We start from the raw sequence: 15,826 nt of genomic DNA on the forward strand, positions 1-15,826 counted from the left end.
CAACGGCCCCCGAGGGGGCCGCTAGAGGGCTATCATTCCTCGGCGTCAGCCGCAGGATCCTGCACGGGCGTATCGGCGCCCGGCTCGTTATCCACGGCGGCGGGCTCAGCATCAATCGCGTCGCTGCCTTCAGGCAACTCGACTTCGTCCGGCTCCTCGATCCGCGCCAGCCCGACCAGGGTTTCGTCTTCAGCCACGCGAATCAGCATCACACCCTGGGTGTTGCGGCTCAGTTCCGAGATTTCCTCGGTGCGGGTCCGAACCATGGTGCCGCGGTTACTGATCAGCATCACGTCATCGCCGGCAAACACCTGCACGGCACCGGCCAGCTCGCCGTTGCGCTCAGTGCATTGCATGGCGATCACGCCCTGACCACCACGTCCCTTGCGGGGGAAGTCATCAACGGAAGTGCGCTTGCCAAAGCCGCGGGCCGACGCAGTCAGTACCTTGCCCTCCGGCTGCGGAATGATCAGGGAAATAACCGAAGTTCCCGGCTGCATGCGCACACCGCGCACACCGCGCGCCAAACGACCCATTGCGCGTACGGCATCTTCCTCGAAACGCATCGCCTTGCCGGCGCTGGTCACAAGCAGAATATCGTCTTCGCCTGTGGTGATAGCGGCGCCGATCAGCGTGTCACCTTCGTCCAGTCCCAGCGCAATCAGGCCACTGGTACGCGGGCGGGAGAAGCTGTTTAGGGGTGTTTTCTTCACGGTGCCGTTGGCAGTGGCCATAAAGACAAAGCGATCTTCGCGGTATTCGTTCACCGGCAGAATCGTGGTGATGCGCTCACCCTCTTCCAGCGGCAGAATATTCACGATCGGGCGTCCACGGGCAGCACGGCTGGCCTGGGGAATTTCAAACACCCGCAACCAGTACACCTTGCCGCGGCTGGTGAAACACAAAATGGTATCGTGGGTGCTGGCGATCAGCAGATGCTCGATGAAATCTTCATCTTTCATTGTCGTCGCCGACTTGCCTCGACCGCCACGGCGCTGCGCCTGGTAATCCGCCAGCGGCTGGGTCTTGGCATAGCCGCCATGGGAGATGGTCACGACCATGTCTTCTTCGGTAATCAGGTCCGCCACCGTCAGGTCACGGCGCGATGCCGTAATCTCGGTGCGACGCTCATCACCGTACTCTTCCAGCACGGCTTCCAGCTCTTCGCGGATCACTTCCATCAAACGGGTATGGGAACCGAGAATTTCCAGCAGTTCGGCGATACGCTCCAGCAGTTCGCGGTACTCAGCGATCAGCTTTTCATGCTCCAGCCCGGTAAGGCGGTGCAGACGCAGATCCAGGATTGCCTGAGCCTGTACCGGCGACAGGTGGTAGCGCCCTTCACGCAGGCCAAACTGCGGCTCCAGATCTTCCGGACGGCAAGCGTCTTCACCGGCGCGTTCCAGCATTTCAAGCACATTGCCCGGTTCCCAGGCCATGGCGATAAGGCCTTCTTTCGCCTCGGCCGGCGTCGGTGAACGCTTGATCAGCTCGATAACCGGGTCGATATTCGCCAGCGCAACCGCCAGGCCTTCAAGAATATGACCACGCTCACGCGCCTTGCGCAGCAGGTAAACCGTACGACGGGTCACCACTTCGCGGCGATGGCGAATGAAGTTTTCAATCAGCGATTTGAGATCAAGAATCTTCGGCTGGTTGTCCACCAGGGCGACAACGTTAATGCCAAAGACGCTTTCCATCTGGGTCTGGGAAAACAGGTTGTTGACCACTACATCCGGCACTTCACCGCGACGCAGTTCGATCACGATACGCATGCCGTCCTTGTCGGACTCGTCCCGCAGCTCGGAAATGCCCTCGAGGCGTTTTTCCTTCACCAGATCGGCAATCTTTTCGATCAGCCGAGCCTTGTTAAGCTGGTACGGAATTTCAGTGACGATGATCGCGGCGCGGTTCGTTTTCGGGTCTTCTTCCACATGGTGCTTGGCACGCACATAAATGCGTCCACGCCCCGTGCGATAGGCTTCCAGAATGCCGGCACGGCCATTGATGATGCCGCCGGTCGGGAAGTCAGGCCCGGGAATGTATTCCATCAGGTCGTCGACGGACAGGCTGCTATCATCGATCAGCGCGATACAGCCGCGCACAACTTCAGACAGGTTATGCGGCGGAATATTGGTCGCCATGCCCACCGCGATACCGGAGGATCCGTTTATCAGCAGGTTGGGCACCCGGGTTGGCAGCACGTCGGGAATTTGCTCGGTGCCATCATAGTTGGGTACGTAGTCGACAGTTTCCTTGTCCAGGTCAGCCAGCAGATCATGGGAGATCTTGGCCATGCGGATTTCGGTGTAACGCATGGCTGCCGCGGAGTCGCCATCGACAGAACCAAAGTTGCCCTGGCCGTCCACCAGCGGATAACGCATGGAAAAGTCCTGCGCCATTCGCACAATAGTGTCGTACACGGCACTGTCGCCGTGGGGATGGTATTTACCGATCACGTCACCAACGACACGAGCGGACTTCTTGTATGGTTTGTTCCAGTCGTTATTCAGTTCGCTCATCGCGAACAGCACTCTGCGATGCACAGGCTTGAGGCCGTCGCGGACGTCTGGCAATGCCCGACCGACAATCACACTCATGGCATAATCAAGGTACGACTGTTTCAGCTCGTCCTCGATATTGACTGGCAGAATCTCTTTGGCTAGATCACCCATTCGTCTCAGCTTTCCTTAGATCCGGTCTGCTCGATAGGGCCGGTATTCCGGCGCTTTTAACCGGGCGAGTATACCACAAAGCGATCCAAAGATTCCCTTAAAAAGAAGGCGTTGCGCTAACCTGTATTCGCTTTCGGGCCGGTGCTAGAATGGCCGCCATCCTTTTACTGCCAGCGAAAACAGCCACCATGACCGATTCGCACAACCTCAACATCGATCCGGACGAGATTGCCAAATTCGAAGAACTGGCGAGTCGCTGGTGGGACCGCAACAGCGAATTCAAACCACTGCACGATATAAACCCCCTGCGCGTGGGCTATATCGACCGTATCGCATCCCTGGCCGGCAAGCGTATTCTGGATGTCGGCTGCGGCGGCGGCATCCTGTCGGAATCGATGGCACAGCGCGGCGCCGAGGTTTCGGGCATCGACATGGGCGAGGCCCCGCTCAAAGTTGCCAAGCTCCACGGCCTGGAAAGCGGCATTCTGATCAACTACCGCCAGGTCACCGTGGAACAGCTGGCCGACGAAGCCCCCGAAAGCTTCGATGTCGTCACCTGCATGGAAATGCTCGAACATGTACCCGACCCTGCGTCCATCATCGACGCCTGTGCGCGACTGACCCGCCCGGGTGGCAAACTGTTTTTCTCGACCCTGAACAAAAATCCGAAAAGCTACCTGTTCGCCATTCTTGGCGCCGAACACCTGCTCAAGCTGGTTCCCAAGGGGACCCACGACTTCAACAAATTCATCCGCCCGTCACAGCTCGGCCGCTGGATACGGGACGCCGGACTGCGTCTGGACGATATCACCGGCATGACTTACAACCCGCTGACCAAGGTCTACCGCCTGGACCCCAAGGATGTGGATGTAAACTACATGATGGCCGTGAGCAAACCGGAATAAGATGCCCCTGCCCGATACACAACTGCAGGCAGTCCTGTTCGACCTGGATGGCACCCTGCTCGACACCGCGCCCGATTTCATCTGGGTTATCAACCGCCTGCTGGCCGAAGAGAACCAGCGCGCACTGGATTACGACGCTCTGCGTCAGCAGGTGTCCAACGGCGCCACCGCCATGGTCTGCACCGCATTCAACCTGCCCGAGCAACACCCGCAGGTCGAATCGCTACGCCAGCGTTTTCTGGATATCTACCTTGAACACCTGGCCATCAAAACCCGGCCATTCGATGGCATTATGCCACTGCTTGACTGGCTCGAACGCAGCGCGATCGCCTGGGGGATCGTCACCAACAAGCCCGAACTCTACACCCACAAGCTGCTGCAGCGACTTGAACTGGACCACCGTGCCGGCACTGTCATCTGCCCCGAACAGGTACGCGAACGCAAACCCCACCCCGAATCCATCTGGCTTGCGTGCCAGGAACTTGGCTGCAAACCGCAAAACAGCGTCTATGTCGGTGACCACATACGCGATATCGAAGCCGGCCGACGCGCAGGCCTGGCCACCATTGCGGCTCTGTATGGCTACATAGCGCCCGGCGAAGACCCGCGTGACTGGCGCAGCGATCACAATGTCGACACCGCCGATGCCATCAAACCCCTGCTACAATCCCTTTATCGCCTGAGTTGAACCCGGCCATCGGCCCGCGAAGGAAGTTTCATGTTCGAATACAAAGCTCCGGAAAACCTGCTGCAAGACCGCATCATCCTCGTCACCGGAGCCGGTGCCGGCATCGGCCGTGCCGCCGCGCACGCCTATGCGGCCCAGGGCGCTACCGTGATTCTGGTGGGGCGTACGCTGGAAAAACTTGAGCAGGTATACGACGAAATTGAAGCCGCCGGCCACCCGCAGCCCGCCATAGTGCCACTGAACCTGGAAAGTGCCAGCGAGCACGAATACGTAGAGCTGGCCAACACTCTAGAGCAGGAGTTCGGCCGCCTGGACGGTCTGCTGCACAACGCCAGCCTGCTCGGGTTACGCACCCCCATAGAGTCTTACGACCCGGTCGTGTGGAACCAGGTAATGCAGGTCAATGTCACTGCGGGCTTTATGCTGACACAGGCACTGATTCCGCTGCTCAGCCAAAGTGAGGATGCCTCGATAATATTCACCACGTCGAGCGTCGGCCGCACCGGCAAGGCATTCTGGGGTGCCTACGGGGTATCAAAGTTTGCCACCGAAGGGCTGTCACAGATCCTTGCGCAAGAACTGGAAAATACCACCCACATACGCGTCAACTGCATCAACCCCGGCGCAACCCGAACCCAGATGCGCGCCAGCGCCTATCCGGCCGAAAACCCCGAGACAAACCCTACGCCGGAACAGATCATGCCGCTGTATCTTTATCTGATGGGGCCAGACAGCAAAACGGTGAATGGCCAGTCACTGGATGCGCAATAAGCCGCAGTCACTGATTTAGCGCTCCGGCAGCTCGATGGCGGGAAATGAGATAGGAAGGCAGGAAAATAAGGGTGCGACCCATAATGGATCGCACCTGACACTCAATCGCCCGAGGGTTTGCGGCGACCACCCACCTCACGGCGGCTGCGCTGGCGCTTGTAGCGGCGTTCCAGCGTTTCTTTTTCCTTGGTGTCGAGCTTAACCGGCCTTTTCTCTTTCAGGCTCAGCATCTTGCCAAGATTGGTGATTTCCTTGGGCGTCAGCTCTTTCCAGGTACCCACTGGAACATCACTGGGCAGAAAAAGCGGCCCGTAACGTACGCGCTTCAAGCGGCTGACCTGGATACCCTGAGACTCCCAAAGACGGCGCACCTCACGGTTGCGGCCTTCCATAACCACACAGTGATACCACTTGTTGGCACCTTCACCATCAAAGAACTGCACGTCCGTGAAACGGGCCATGCCATCTTCTAGCAGTACACCTTCCTTGAGGCGAGCCAGCATGGCCTCATCGACATGACCGAGCACACGCACGGCATATTCACGGTCGATCTGGGCCGACGGATGCATCATTGCATTGGCCAGTTCGCCATCAGTGGTAAACAGCAGCAGGCCGCTGGTATTGATATCCAGACGCCCGATGGCGATCCAGCGCCCCTGATTCAGCGGCGGCAGATGACTAAATACGGTTTTTCGACCTTCAGGGTCGTGCCGTGTCGAGATCTCACCGAGCGGCTTGTTGTAAATAAGCACACGGCGCTGACTGTCCTTTTCGAACACCAGCTTGACCTCACGACCATTCATTAAAACCTGGGCCTTACGCCCAATACGATCTCCAAGGGTCGCCGTCACACCATCAATGGTGAACCGCCCCTCTTCAATCCAACGCTCCATCTCACGACGTGAGCCCAATCCGGAGCGCGCCAGTACTTTTTGCAGCTTTTCATCTGACATTTGACGCTTCCTTTAAAACGAAAAAAGCTCCCCAAGATTGCCGTGGAGAGCTTCGACGAATCATAGCACGTAATCTATTTGATGCGTGTATCTTCCTTGGTGACACCATGCTTTTCAAAGTACTCATTGAACGCAACCGGTGTACGACCGCGACCGGACCACTCATGGACAGTGCCAGCGGCATCCTTGATGCGGTATTTTGCCTCGACCTTGCGCTTGGGACCGGCTGAATCCTTGATGGCCTTCAGGTCATCGAGCCCTATGCCCGCTTCTTCCATGCGCTTGCGAATTTCGGCAATTTTTTTCATTCTCTTCTGCTCAACAAGCCGCGCCTCGGCTTCCTCAGCATGACGTTCCTGAAGAATTTCATTCAGATCTGCCAGCACCTTTTCAACATCGGAAACCGACAGGTCCTGACACTGCTTGCGCAACGAATTTTTGCGGGTAAGAACTTTCACAAAATCAGACATGGGCCGAATGCTCGCAAATTAGAGAGAATAGATAAAACAATTATCGTTCTTAAACTATCAAATTCAAGCAAGCTGCCCTTTTTAAAGCACGAGCCAGTTTTTTGCACCAGAAACGCGCCTTTCCATAAAGCCACACACCTAACACAGAGGACCGAAAGACAGCCTCAGCCAAGAGTATCTACAGGACCAGCCCCCTGACGAATGATCTCTGGAACACCGTCCACAAGATTAATAACGGTCGTCGCTTCCATACCGCAATAACCACCGTCAATAACCAGGTCGACACTGTGCTGCAACAGGTCACGAATATCATAGGGATCAGCCAGCGGCTGGTCATCGCCAGGCAATATCAGGGAGGTGCTCATAATGGGTTCCCCCAGCGTTTCCATCAATGCCAGTGCAATAGGGTTGTTGGGAATACGAATACCGATAGTGCGACGCTTGGGGTGCATCAACCTGCGCGGAACTTCACTGGTTGCATTCAGGATAAAGGTATAAGCCCCCGGCGTATGCGCCTTTATAAGGCGATAGCATTGGTTATCCATCTTGGCATAGGTACTTATTTCGCTCAGATCCTGACATACCAAAGTAAAATTGTGCTTGTCATCAAGTTTGCGAATACGCTGAATGCGTTCCATCGCCGACTTGTCACCCAGATGACAACCCAGGGCGTAGGCACAATCAGTGGGATATACCACAACCCCACCCTGCCTGATTATCTCAGCAGCCTGCTGTATTAAACGCTTCTGCGGGGTTTCCTGATGTATCTGAAAAAACTGACTCACGATTACCTGCCTGTCCTGATTCCCTTTCAAGACGCAGTGTAGCCCAGCAAAGAAGACTAAAGAAGCGAAGTCAACACATGCCGACACTCGGTATCCAGCGGAAGAAAACGCCCAAGCTCCACCCAGGGCCTGCCGGGCTGATGAAAATCACTGCCGGCCGATACCATGAGATCCATTTTGCGAGCGATCTTTTGCAACTCCCGCTGATGCTCTGGCTTTATACCTGCATAGCTAACCTCAACCCCATCCCCACCGGCATTTACAAAATCCGTTAGCAGGGAGCGAAGCCGGCTAAAGGTCAGCCGGTACTTGGTCGGATGCGCCAATATTCCCAGACCACCAATACCGTGCAGCAATGCCAGCGCCTCGGACATGGCCGGCCAGTCCATTTTTACATCGCCCACCTTGCCTGTGCCCAGATAGTTCTTGAACGCCTGCTGCTCAGTTTCGCACACACCCGCCGCCACCAGCGCCATCGCAAAATGCGGACGTCCAACCTGACCATCCCCCGCCAGCTCAAGCACCGCCGGCAGCAGATCTGGCAACCTTCGTCCCATCAACTTCTTGGCTATTCGTTGTGCCCTGTCCAGCCGCAAGACAGTCAACTCGTCAAGATATCGCTGCAACGACGGTGCCGCCGGATCAAAACCGAGCCCAACGAGATGCACTACGCGCGAGCCCCAGCATGCAGTCAGCTCCACACCCGGCAATAGCCGAATATTGGCCGCCTGTGCCGGCGCCTGCGCCTGCGCGATGGCTCCAATGCTGTCATGGTCAGTAATAGCCAACACCTCAACACCCTGTTCTGCCGCCCGGGCCACCAGCTCGACAGGACTCAGCACACCGTCGGAAGCGGTCGAGTGACAGTGCAGATCATATTTCGGTAGTACCATTACAGCGTCCGGTTTATAAGTCATGAGCGGGCCTTTATACTGGGGCTCCACTCAGTAGACTTCAAGCCCATGAAACTGTTACTCGATTTTTTGCCCATCATCATCTTCTTCATCGTATACAAGGCCAGCGGTGACATCATCCTGGCAACCGCAGTGCTAATCCCGGCCACCCTATTGCAGATGCTGTACACCTGGATACGCACACACCGCATCGAAAAGATGCAACTGGTTACGCTGGTACTGGTGGTGCTTTTGGGCGGGGCAACCATCATCTTCCAGGACAAGACATTTATTCAGTGGAAGCCCACTGTCGTGAACTGGCTCTTTGGCGCCGTCTTTCTGGGTAGCCACTTTATCGGCCAAAAAACGGTTGTACAGCGTCTCATGGATGCCAACATAGCGCTGCCACCCCAGGCATGGCGCAACCTCAACATTGCCTGGATTTTGTTCTTCATCAGCATGGGCATTGTTAATTTGGTCGTTGCCTACACAATGAGCGAAGAAGCCTGGGTTAGTTTCAAACTATTCGGCATGCTGGGACTGACATTTGTATTTATCCTTGCTCAGGGTTTGTACATGTCCAAACATATCCAGAACGACACTCAAAAATAACACTGACAAAAAAAGGAGCACGGTAACATGTTTTACGCAATCATGGCCGAAGACAAACCCGACAGCCTGGAGCGAAGATTACAAGCACGCCCCGAACACCTCGCCCGCCTCGAGCAGCTTAAAAATGAAGGACGTCTGCTCGTTGCAGGCCCTCACCCCGCCATTGACAGCGAAGATCCGGGTCCGGCCGGGTTCAGCGGAAGCCTTGTTATTGCCCAATTCCGCTCACTGGAAGCTGCCCAAGCCTGGGCCGATGAAGACCCCTATATAAAGGCAGGCGTATACGCCCGAGTTACAGTAAAACCTTACAAAAAAGTTTTACCATAAATACACAATCTGTATGCTAGTATGGTGCCGATTAGCTATACCGTAACCGGTAGCTGTCTACAGCTGTGAAAAGTACCCCTGGCCACCACGGACGTTGACGGTTAGATTCAACCATCATTAAGGAACCGTGGGAGAGAATTTGGGCTATTTTTATAGACTGACCACCCACAACAGGCACAAGGAAATCTTACTATGAAAAAGTTTGCCCTCTCCGCCGGTGTCGCGCTGGCTATGACATTGTCTGCCGCTGCCCAGGCACACCCGACCAACCAAGGCTACGTGGAAGACTCTTCCGCCACTATCTGGCGTAACAGCTTCGGCGAATGCTGGCACACCGGCTTCTTCACTGAAGCAGATGCCACAGTTGAAGGCTGCGACGGCTACCAGGCAATGGCGAAAGCCGAAGAGCCTGCTCCGGCTCCTGCGCCAGCCGAGCCGATGATGGTTAGCGCTGACAAGAAATTCAGCCTCTTCTTTGACTTCGACAGCGCCAAGGTTGAAGAAGACATCAGCGCCATCGTCAACTACATCGGCTCCATGTCCCAGCTGGATAATGTAGACCTGGTAGGTAACGCTGACTTCATCGGCGACGCCGACTACAACCAGCGTCTGGGCCAGCGTCGCGCTGAAGCCGTGGCTTCCGAGCTGCGCTCTGCCGGCGTCGACGGCAGCAAGATCAGCGTCAGCTCCATGGGTGAATCTGCACCGGTCGCAAGCTGCTCCGGCCGCGGCGCTGCTCTGATTGCCTGCCTGCGTGCAGACCGTCGCGTAGACGTACAGATCTCCGGCGACAAGAAAGACATGTAATCTATCTCAAGCTGTAAAAAAGCCGGCTGATGCCGGCTTTTTTGTGCCTGTCATTCGTACCCGCTCAAGCACCCGCAGGATGACCGCCAGGGATGGCGGAAGTGGCATTTTTGCAGAAGCAAAAAATACCAAAATACATCCCTGCACAAACCCTGCTCCTGCGCATCCATGCGCCCGCAGGATGACCGCCAAGGATGGCGGAAATGGCATTTTGGCAGGAGCCAAAAAATACCAAAATACGTCCCTGTACAAGCCCTGCTCTTGCACATCCATGCGCCCGCAGGATGACCGCCAGGGATGGCGGAAATGGCATTTTTGCAGGAGCAAAAAATACCAAAATACGTCCCTGCACAAACCCTGCTCCTGCGCATCCATGCGCCCGCAGGATACGTACGTCCCTGTATAAAAAACGGCAGCCCTTGGGCTGCCGTTTTATTTACAGATGACTACCGACGAAATCAGCCAACCCAGACCCGCGCATTACGGAACATGCGCATCCAGGCACCGTCTTCTTCCCAGGCCTCTGGCGCCCAGGAATTCTGCACCGCCCGGAACACCCGCTCCGGATGCGGCATCATGATGGTCACACGGCCATCGGCCGTGGTAACACCGCCGATACCGGCCGGCGAACCGTTAGGGTTGGCCGGATACTGCTCAGTCACGCGACCATAGTTATCCACATAACGCAGCGCGATATCACCTGCGCCCTGCAGGCCGATGAGATGCGCCTCGTCACGGAACTCCGCACGCCCTTCGCCGTGCGCAATCGCGATCGGCATGCGCGACCCCTGCATGCCCTGCAGAAAAATGGAGGCACTCTGCTGCACTTCCACCATGGCTACGCGAGCCTCAAACTGCTCGGACATGTTACGCACAAAGTGCGGCCAGAGTTCCGCACCCGGAATCAGTTCGTGCAGGTTGGACAGCATCTGGCAACCGTTACAGATTCCCAGCGCAAAGGTATCGGTACGATTAAAGTAAGCTGCAAACTGCTCCCGTGCGACGCCGTTAAACAGGATCGACTTGGCCCAGCCCTCACCGGCCCCCAGTACGTCACCGTAGGAGAAGCCACCACAGGCTACCAGCCCCTTGAACTCTTCCAGCGTGCGACGTCCGGAAATAATGTCGCTCATGTGCACATCGACTGCCGCGAAACCCGCCCGGTCGAAGGCCGCCGCCATTTCCACCTGGCCATTGACGCCCTGCTCGCGCAGCACCGCGATACGCGGACGCACGCCGGTATTGATAAACGGCGCCGCCACATCATCATTCTGATCAAAGGTCAGCTCGGCATGCAGGCCCGGATCGGCCGCATCCAGCAGGCCGTCGAATTCCTGCTGCGCGCACTCGGAGTTGTCCCGCAGCGCCTGAATGCGATAAGAGGTTTCCGCCCAGATCCGCTGCAGCTCGATGCGCGAAGCACTGTAGACCTCTTCGTCATCGAAGTGGATACACAGCTGATCATCCAGGTTAAGGGAGCCGATGACCTTGACGATATCACCCAGGCCTGCGGCATTAAGTTCGGTCAGAACGGTTTCAGTATTCTCCCTCGAAATCTGAATCACGGCACCGAGCTCTTCGGCGAAGAGCGCAGCGGCAATTTCGGATTCATCGGCAGCCAGCAGATCGAGATGCAGATCAACACCGGTGTGACCCGCAAAGGCCATTTCCGCCACCGTCGCCAGCAAACCACCATCGCCACGGTCATGATAAGCCAGCAGCAGACCCTGCTCGTTCAGCTCCTGAATGGCCGCAAAGAACGCCGCCAACTGATCGGCGTCATCCACATCCGGCACTGACTGACCGACCTGGTTATACACCTGCGCCAGCGCGGACAGCCCGAGTCGATTCTGCCCATTACCCAGATCCAGCAGAATCAGGTCGGTCTCACCCTTGTCGGTGCGCAGCTGCGGCGTCAGTGTCTTGCGCGCATCCAGCACCGGCGCAAAGCCGGAGATAATCAACGACAAGGGTGCCGTGACACTCTTCTGCTCGCCGTTCTCATCCCATACGGTGCGCATGGACATGGAGTCCTTGCCCACCGGCACGGTAATACCAAGCTGCGGACACAGCTCCATACCAACGGCACGGACGGTATCATAAAGTTTTTCGTCTTCACCCGGATGTCCGGCGGCGCACATCCAGTTGGCCGACAGGCGCACTTCGCCGATCTCGCCAATACGTGCAGCCGCCAGGTTGGTCAGCGTCTCGCCGATCGCCATGCGACCGGACGCAGGCCCATCCACCAGGGCCAGCGGACTACGCTCACCCAGCGCCATGGCTTCGCCGGCGTAGGTGTCATAAGCCGCGGTGGTTACAGCACAGTCAGCCACCGGCACCTGCCAGGGGCCGACCATCTGGTCACGGGCAACCTGACCGGTAATGGAGCGATCACCAATGGTGATCAGGAAAGACTTGGAACCGACTGCAGGCAGATGCAGCACACGCTCAATAGCCTCATCCAGCTGCAGTTCACCGGTGGAAAATTCCGCCACTTCATAGCTGCTGCGCTGCACCCTACGGTGCATTTTCGGCGGCTTGCCGAACAGCACGCTCATCGGCAGATCCACAGGCTTGTTGTCGAAGTGCGTGTCACCCAGGGTCAGGTGATGCTCTTCGGTCGCCTCGCCCACAATGGCATAAGGGCAGCGCTCGCGCGCGCAGATGGCCTCAAAGCGCGCCATGTCTTCGGGCTGCACCGCCAGCACGTAACGCTCCTGCGCTTCGTTGCACCAGATGGCCAGCGGCGTCATGCCGGGCTCGTCACTGTTGATGTTGCGCAAGCCGAAATCGCCACCGCGACCGCCATCCTTCACCAGCTCAGGGAAGGCATTGGACAGACCGCCGGCACCGACATCATGAATAAAGGCAATGGGGTTGATCTCACCCAGCTGCCAGCACTGATCGATCACTTCCTGACAGCGACGCTCCAGCTCGGGGTTACCACGCTGCACCGATGCAAAATCAAGATCTTCCGACGAGGTGCCGGAGGACATCGACGAGGCCGCGCCGCCACCCAGGCCAATCTGCATGGCCGGACCACCCAGACACACCAGCTTGGCACCCGTCTGGATCTCGCCTTTTTCAACATGATCCGCACGGATATTGCCCAGACCACCGGCCAGCATGATCGGCTTGTGATAACCGCGCACTTCTTCGCCGCCAGCGCCATTGACGCGCTGCTCAAAGGTACGGAAATAGCCGGTCAGCGCCGGGCGCCCGAATTCGTTATTGAACGCCGCGCCGCCAATGGGGCCTTCCAGCATGATATCCAGCGCCGACACGATACGATCCGGCTTGCCGTACTGTGACTCCCAGGGCTGTACAAAGCCCGGAATATTCAGATCCGAGACGCTAAAGCCCGTCAGACCGGCCTTGGGCTTGCCACCACGTCCGGTAGCACCCTCGTCGCGAATCTCGCCACCGGAGCCCGTTGCCGCACCCGGGTGCGGCGCGATCGCAGTGGGATGGTTATGCGTTTCGACCTTGATCAGGATGTGGATATCTTCCTGATTCGCACGGTACTCACGGCTTTCGGGATCAGGGTAAAAACGCCCGGCCCGGCTACCCACCACAACAGCAGCATTGTCCTTGTAGGCCGAGAGCACATTTTCGCCACCCAGCTCATGGGTGTTGCGGATCATCGCGAACAGGGACCGATCCTGCTCAACGCCATCAATATCCCAGGAGGCATTGAAGATCTTGTGACGGCAGTGCTCAGAGTTTGCCTGGGCAAACATCATCAGTTCGACATCGGTCGGGTTACGGTCCAACCCCTTGAAGCTCTCGACCAGGTAGTCGATTTCATCATCGGCCAGCGCCAGACCCAAAGTGCTGTTGGCCTGAACCAGGGCGTCGCGGCCGCCACCCAGTATGTCCACCCGGCTCAGCGGCTGCGGCACATCCTCAACAAACAGCTGCCCCGCATCATCCAGCGAACCCAGCACCGCTTCGACCATGCGGTCATGCAGTTCTGCGTGAATCAGCGCACGATCAGCTTGATCCAGCGCCTTTGATGACTGAATATAGTACGCCACTCCGCGCTCCAGCCGCTTAACATCGGACAGACCGCAATTGCGAGCGATGTCGGTCGCCTTGGAAGACCAGGGCGAAATCGTGCCGGGACGGGGGACCACCAGAACCAGTTCGCCCGCAGGCTCGCCGGCTTCGGCCTTGGGACCGTACCGCAGAATGCGGTCCAGCACATCACGCTGGGTGTCCGCCAGGTCCTGTTTGAGGTCGGCAAAGTGGATGAACTCGCCGTAGAGCCCTGTGATAGCCGCAACTTTGGATTGCAGGGCTGACAGCAGCTTTTCGTGACGGAATGCAGAAAGAGCGGGCGCTCCACGCAGTACGAGCATGTCGTTTTCGAGCCTCTTTGAAGTGTGCCTGGACGGACAGGGATTACAGAAAAAACAGGCCCTGAATTTTACCGAAACAGCCATACGGATACCAGAAAAGCCCGAACTATGTTGCTAAACCTTCATCGTCGCAAAGATACCCTCATCATTCTCAGCCTGCTGGTGCTGCTGAGCTTCCCGGCTCTGGTGAGCTACAACAGCATGACGCGGCTGGAAGTCATTCAGGAACGCGGGGTTCTGCGCCTGGCCACACGCAACACGCCCAGCGACTATTTTCTCGACAAGGGCGAGCCGTCAGGCTTTGAATACGAGCTCGCCAGGGCCTTCGCCGACGAAATTGGCGTGCGGCTTGAGTTACAGATTCCGGACAATTTTTCCGACCTGATGCGCCAGGTGCGTGAACGTAGCGCCCATTTCGCTGCCGCGGGCCTGACTATTACCCCGCAGCGCCTGAAGGATTTCAGTTTCGCACCGCCCTACATGGAAAGCGCAGCCAATCTGATTTACCGCGTCACCCAGGGCAAACCCGCCCCAACCTCCATAAAGGACCTGATCGGCAAGAAAATCCGCGTGCTCGCAAACTCCAGTCATAGTGAGTTACTGCGCCAGTACCAGCAGGATTTTCCGGAGCTGCAGTGGGAAGAAACAGAGGAGTTCAGCGTCAACGATCTGCTGGAACAGGTTCACAATGAGCAAATCGACTATACCGTCGCCGACAGCATTCGGTTCGACGGCCAGTACTCGTTCTTCCCGGGCCTCAAAAAAGCCTTCGCGCTGGAGCAACCACAACCCGTCGCCTGGATGCTGCCCAAGCTGCAGGACGGATCCATGCTTGAGGCTCTGAACAACTTTTTCGCCAAGCCGGAAACCGGCGAACTTGTTCGACACCTGCAGGAAAAATACTTTGAGCGCAGCAATGCGCTGAACTACTTCGATACCGTGACGTTCAAGAAGGACCTGCGCGAACGCCTGCCGGAGTACGAGCAGTACTTTTATATCGCCGAACAGGAAACCGATATCGACTGGAGCCTGCTGGCATCCGTGGCTTACCAGGAGTCCCACTGGAACCCGGACGCGGTTTCACCCACCGGCGTCAAGGGCATCATGATGCTCACCAATGCCGCCGCATCGGAAGTGGGCGTCGAAGACCGCACCGACCCGATCCAGAGCATCATTGGCGGCGCCCACTACCTGATCAGCGTCAAGAACCAGATTCCCGACCGCATCCCCGAACCCGACCACACCTGGATGGCACTGGCCGGCTACAATGTCGGCTTCGGCCACCTTGAAGACGCCCGCATACTGACCCAGCGCGCCGGCAAGAACCCTGATAGCTGGAACGATGTAGCGGAGCACCTGCCCCTGCTGACCAAAGAAAAATATTACAGCACCGTGCGCCAGGGCTATGCCCGCGGCTACGAGCCGGTTCTTTATGTCAGCAACATCCAGAAATATATCGACCTGTTGCGCTGGGAAAAACAGCTTGACCGAATACGCCAGAATCGAGATAACACCTCGCCAGACGCCAGCCCGGGCGAGGCCCTGCTGGAAACCCTGCCGCCGACGCTATAAGGCTTTG

The 15,826-nt window shown here is 57.2% G+C and carries 14 protein-coding genes; 7 read left to right on the top strand and 7 right to left on the bottom strand.

Annotation, left to right across the window (positions count from 1 at the left end):
• Positions 1 to 32 precede the first annotated feature (32 nt).
• A complete protein-coding gene (gene gyrA, locus F451_RS0112130; RefSeq protein ID WP_020681639.1) occupies positions 33 to 2,675 on the bottom strand; it encodes a DNA gyrase subunit A in 2,643 nt (880 codons plus the stop codon).
• A gap of 188 nt (positions 2,676 to 2,863) precedes the next feature.
• Between gyrA and ubiG the strand changes: the two genes are divergently transcribed.
• From ubiG to F451_RS0112145, 3 genes are read left to right on the top strand one after another with little or no spacing between them, the layout of a single operon-like run.
• Positions 2,864 to 3,580 carry a bifunctional 2-polyprenyl-6-hydroxyphenol methylase/3-demethylubiquinol 3-O-methyltransferase UbiG gene (ubiG, locus tag F451_RS0112135; RefSeq protein ID WP_026291725.1) on the top strand — a complete coding sequence of 239 codons (717 nt, stop codon included), beginning with the start codon at positions 2,864 to 2,866 and terminating at the stop codon, positions 3,578 to 3,580.
• A gap of 1 nt (position 3,581) precedes the next feature.
• The gene (locus tag F451_RS0112140; RefSeq protein ID WP_020681641.1) at positions 3,582 to 4,268 is read left to right on the top strand and encodes an HAD family hydrolase; all 687 of its coding nucleotides are present in this window, start codon (positions 3,582 to 3,584) and stop codon (positions 4,266 to 4,268) included.
• Between the two features lie 30 nt (positions 4,269 to 4,298).
• Positions 4,299 to 5,039, top strand: a complete 741-nt coding sequence (locus F451_RS0112145) for a YciK family oxidoreductase (RefSeq protein ID WP_020681642.1) — start codon at positions 4,299 to 4,301, stop codon at positions 5,037 to 5,039.
• 101 nt (positions 5,040 to 5,140) lie between these two features.
• Here the strand turns inward: F451_RS0112145 and rluB are convergent, their stop codons facing one another.
• The 4 genes from rluB to F451_RS0112165 all read right to left on the bottom strand — a co-directional run bounded on the left by rluB (position 5,141) and on the right by F451_RS0112165 (position 8,140).
• Positions 5,141 to 5,992, bottom strand: a complete 852-nt coding sequence (gene rluB, locus F451_RS0112150; protein WP_020681643.1) for a 23S rRNA pseudouridine(2605) synthase RluB — start codon at positions 5,990 to 5,992, stop codon at positions 5,141 to 5,143.
• A gap of 74 nt (positions 5,993 to 6,066) precedes the next feature.
• A complete protein-coding gene (locus F451_RS0112155) occupies positions 6,067 to 6,462 on the bottom strand; it encodes an H-NS histone family protein (RefSeq protein ID WP_020681644.1) in 396 nt (131 codons plus the stop codon).
• Positions 6,463 to 6,626: 164 nt separating this feature from the next.
• Positions 6,627 to 7,247 (bottom strand): L-threonylcarbamoyladenylate synthase, encoded by a 621-nt coding sequence (locus F451_RS0112160; protein ID WP_020681645.1) that lies wholly within the window; start codon positions 7,245 to 7,247, stop codon positions 6,627 to 6,629.
• Between the two features lie 56 nt (positions 7,248 to 7,303).
• Positions 7,304 to 8,140 (bottom strand): PHP domain-containing protein, encoded by an 837-nt coding sequence (locus F451_RS0112165; protein ID WP_020681646.1) that lies wholly within the window; start codon positions 8,138 to 8,140, stop codon positions 7,304 to 7,306.
• Positions 8,141 to 8,209: 69 nt separating this feature from the next.
• Between F451_RS0112165 and F451_RS0112170 the strand changes: the two genes are divergently transcribed.
• From F451_RS0112170 to F451_RS0112180, 3 genes are all read left to right on the top strand, one after another.
• Entirely contained in the window at positions 8,210 to 8,752 is a 543-nt protein-coding gene (locus F451_RS0112170) for a septation protein A (RefSeq protein WP_020681647.1), read from the top strand.
• Positions 8,753 to 8,779: 27 nt separating this feature from the next.
• Positions 8,780 to 9,079 (top strand): YciI family protein, encoded by a 300-nt coding sequence (locus F451_RS0112175; protein WP_020681648.1) that lies wholly within the window; start codon positions 8,780 to 8,782, stop codon positions 9,077 to 9,079.
• Between the two features lie 192 nt (positions 9,080 to 9,271).
• Positions 9,272 to 9,886, top strand: a complete 615-nt coding sequence (locus tag F451_RS0112180; protein WP_020681649.1) for an OmpA family protein — start codon at positions 9,272 to 9,274, stop codon at positions 9,884 to 9,886.
• 64 nt (positions 9,887 to 9,950) lie between these two features.
• On the opposite strand, the gene F451_RS27775 is transcribed toward F451_RS0112180, so the two are convergent.
• Together F451_RS27775 and purL are read right to left on the bottom strand one after the other, a co-directional pair.
• Positions 9,951 to 10,238: a hypothetical protein gene (locus tag F451_RS27775; RefSeq protein WP_156826466.1), complete on the bottom strand. Its 288-nt coding sequence runs from the start codon at positions 10,236 to 10,238 to the stop codon at positions 9,951 to 9,953.
• 106 nt (positions 10,239 to 10,344) lie between these two features.
• Positions 10,345 to 14,247 (bottom strand): phosphoribosylformylglycinamidine synthase, encoded by a 3,903-nt coding sequence (purL, locus tag F451_RS0112185; protein WP_020681650.1) that lies wholly within the window; start codon positions 14,245 to 14,247, stop codon positions 10,345 to 10,347.
• A 108-nt stretch (positions 14,248 to 14,355) separates the two neighbouring features.
• Here purL and mltF point away from each other — a divergent pair, with 108 nt between their 5' ends.
• Positions 14,356 to 15,819 carry a membrane-bound lytic murein transglycosylase MltF gene (gene mltF, locus F451_RS0112190; RefSeq protein ID WP_020681651.1) on the top strand — a complete coding sequence of 488 codons (1,464 nt, stop codon included), beginning with the start codon at positions 14,356 to 14,358 and terminating at the stop codon, positions 15,817 to 15,819.
• Positions 15,820 to 15,826 lie beyond the last annotated feature (7 nt).

Origin of the sequence: Marinobacterium rhizophilum DSM 18822, from assembly GCF_000378045.1 — a bacterium.
GTDB lineage: Bacteria > Pseudomonadota > Gammaproteobacteria > Pseudomonadales > Balneatricaceae > Marinobacterium_A > Marinobacterium_A rhizophilum.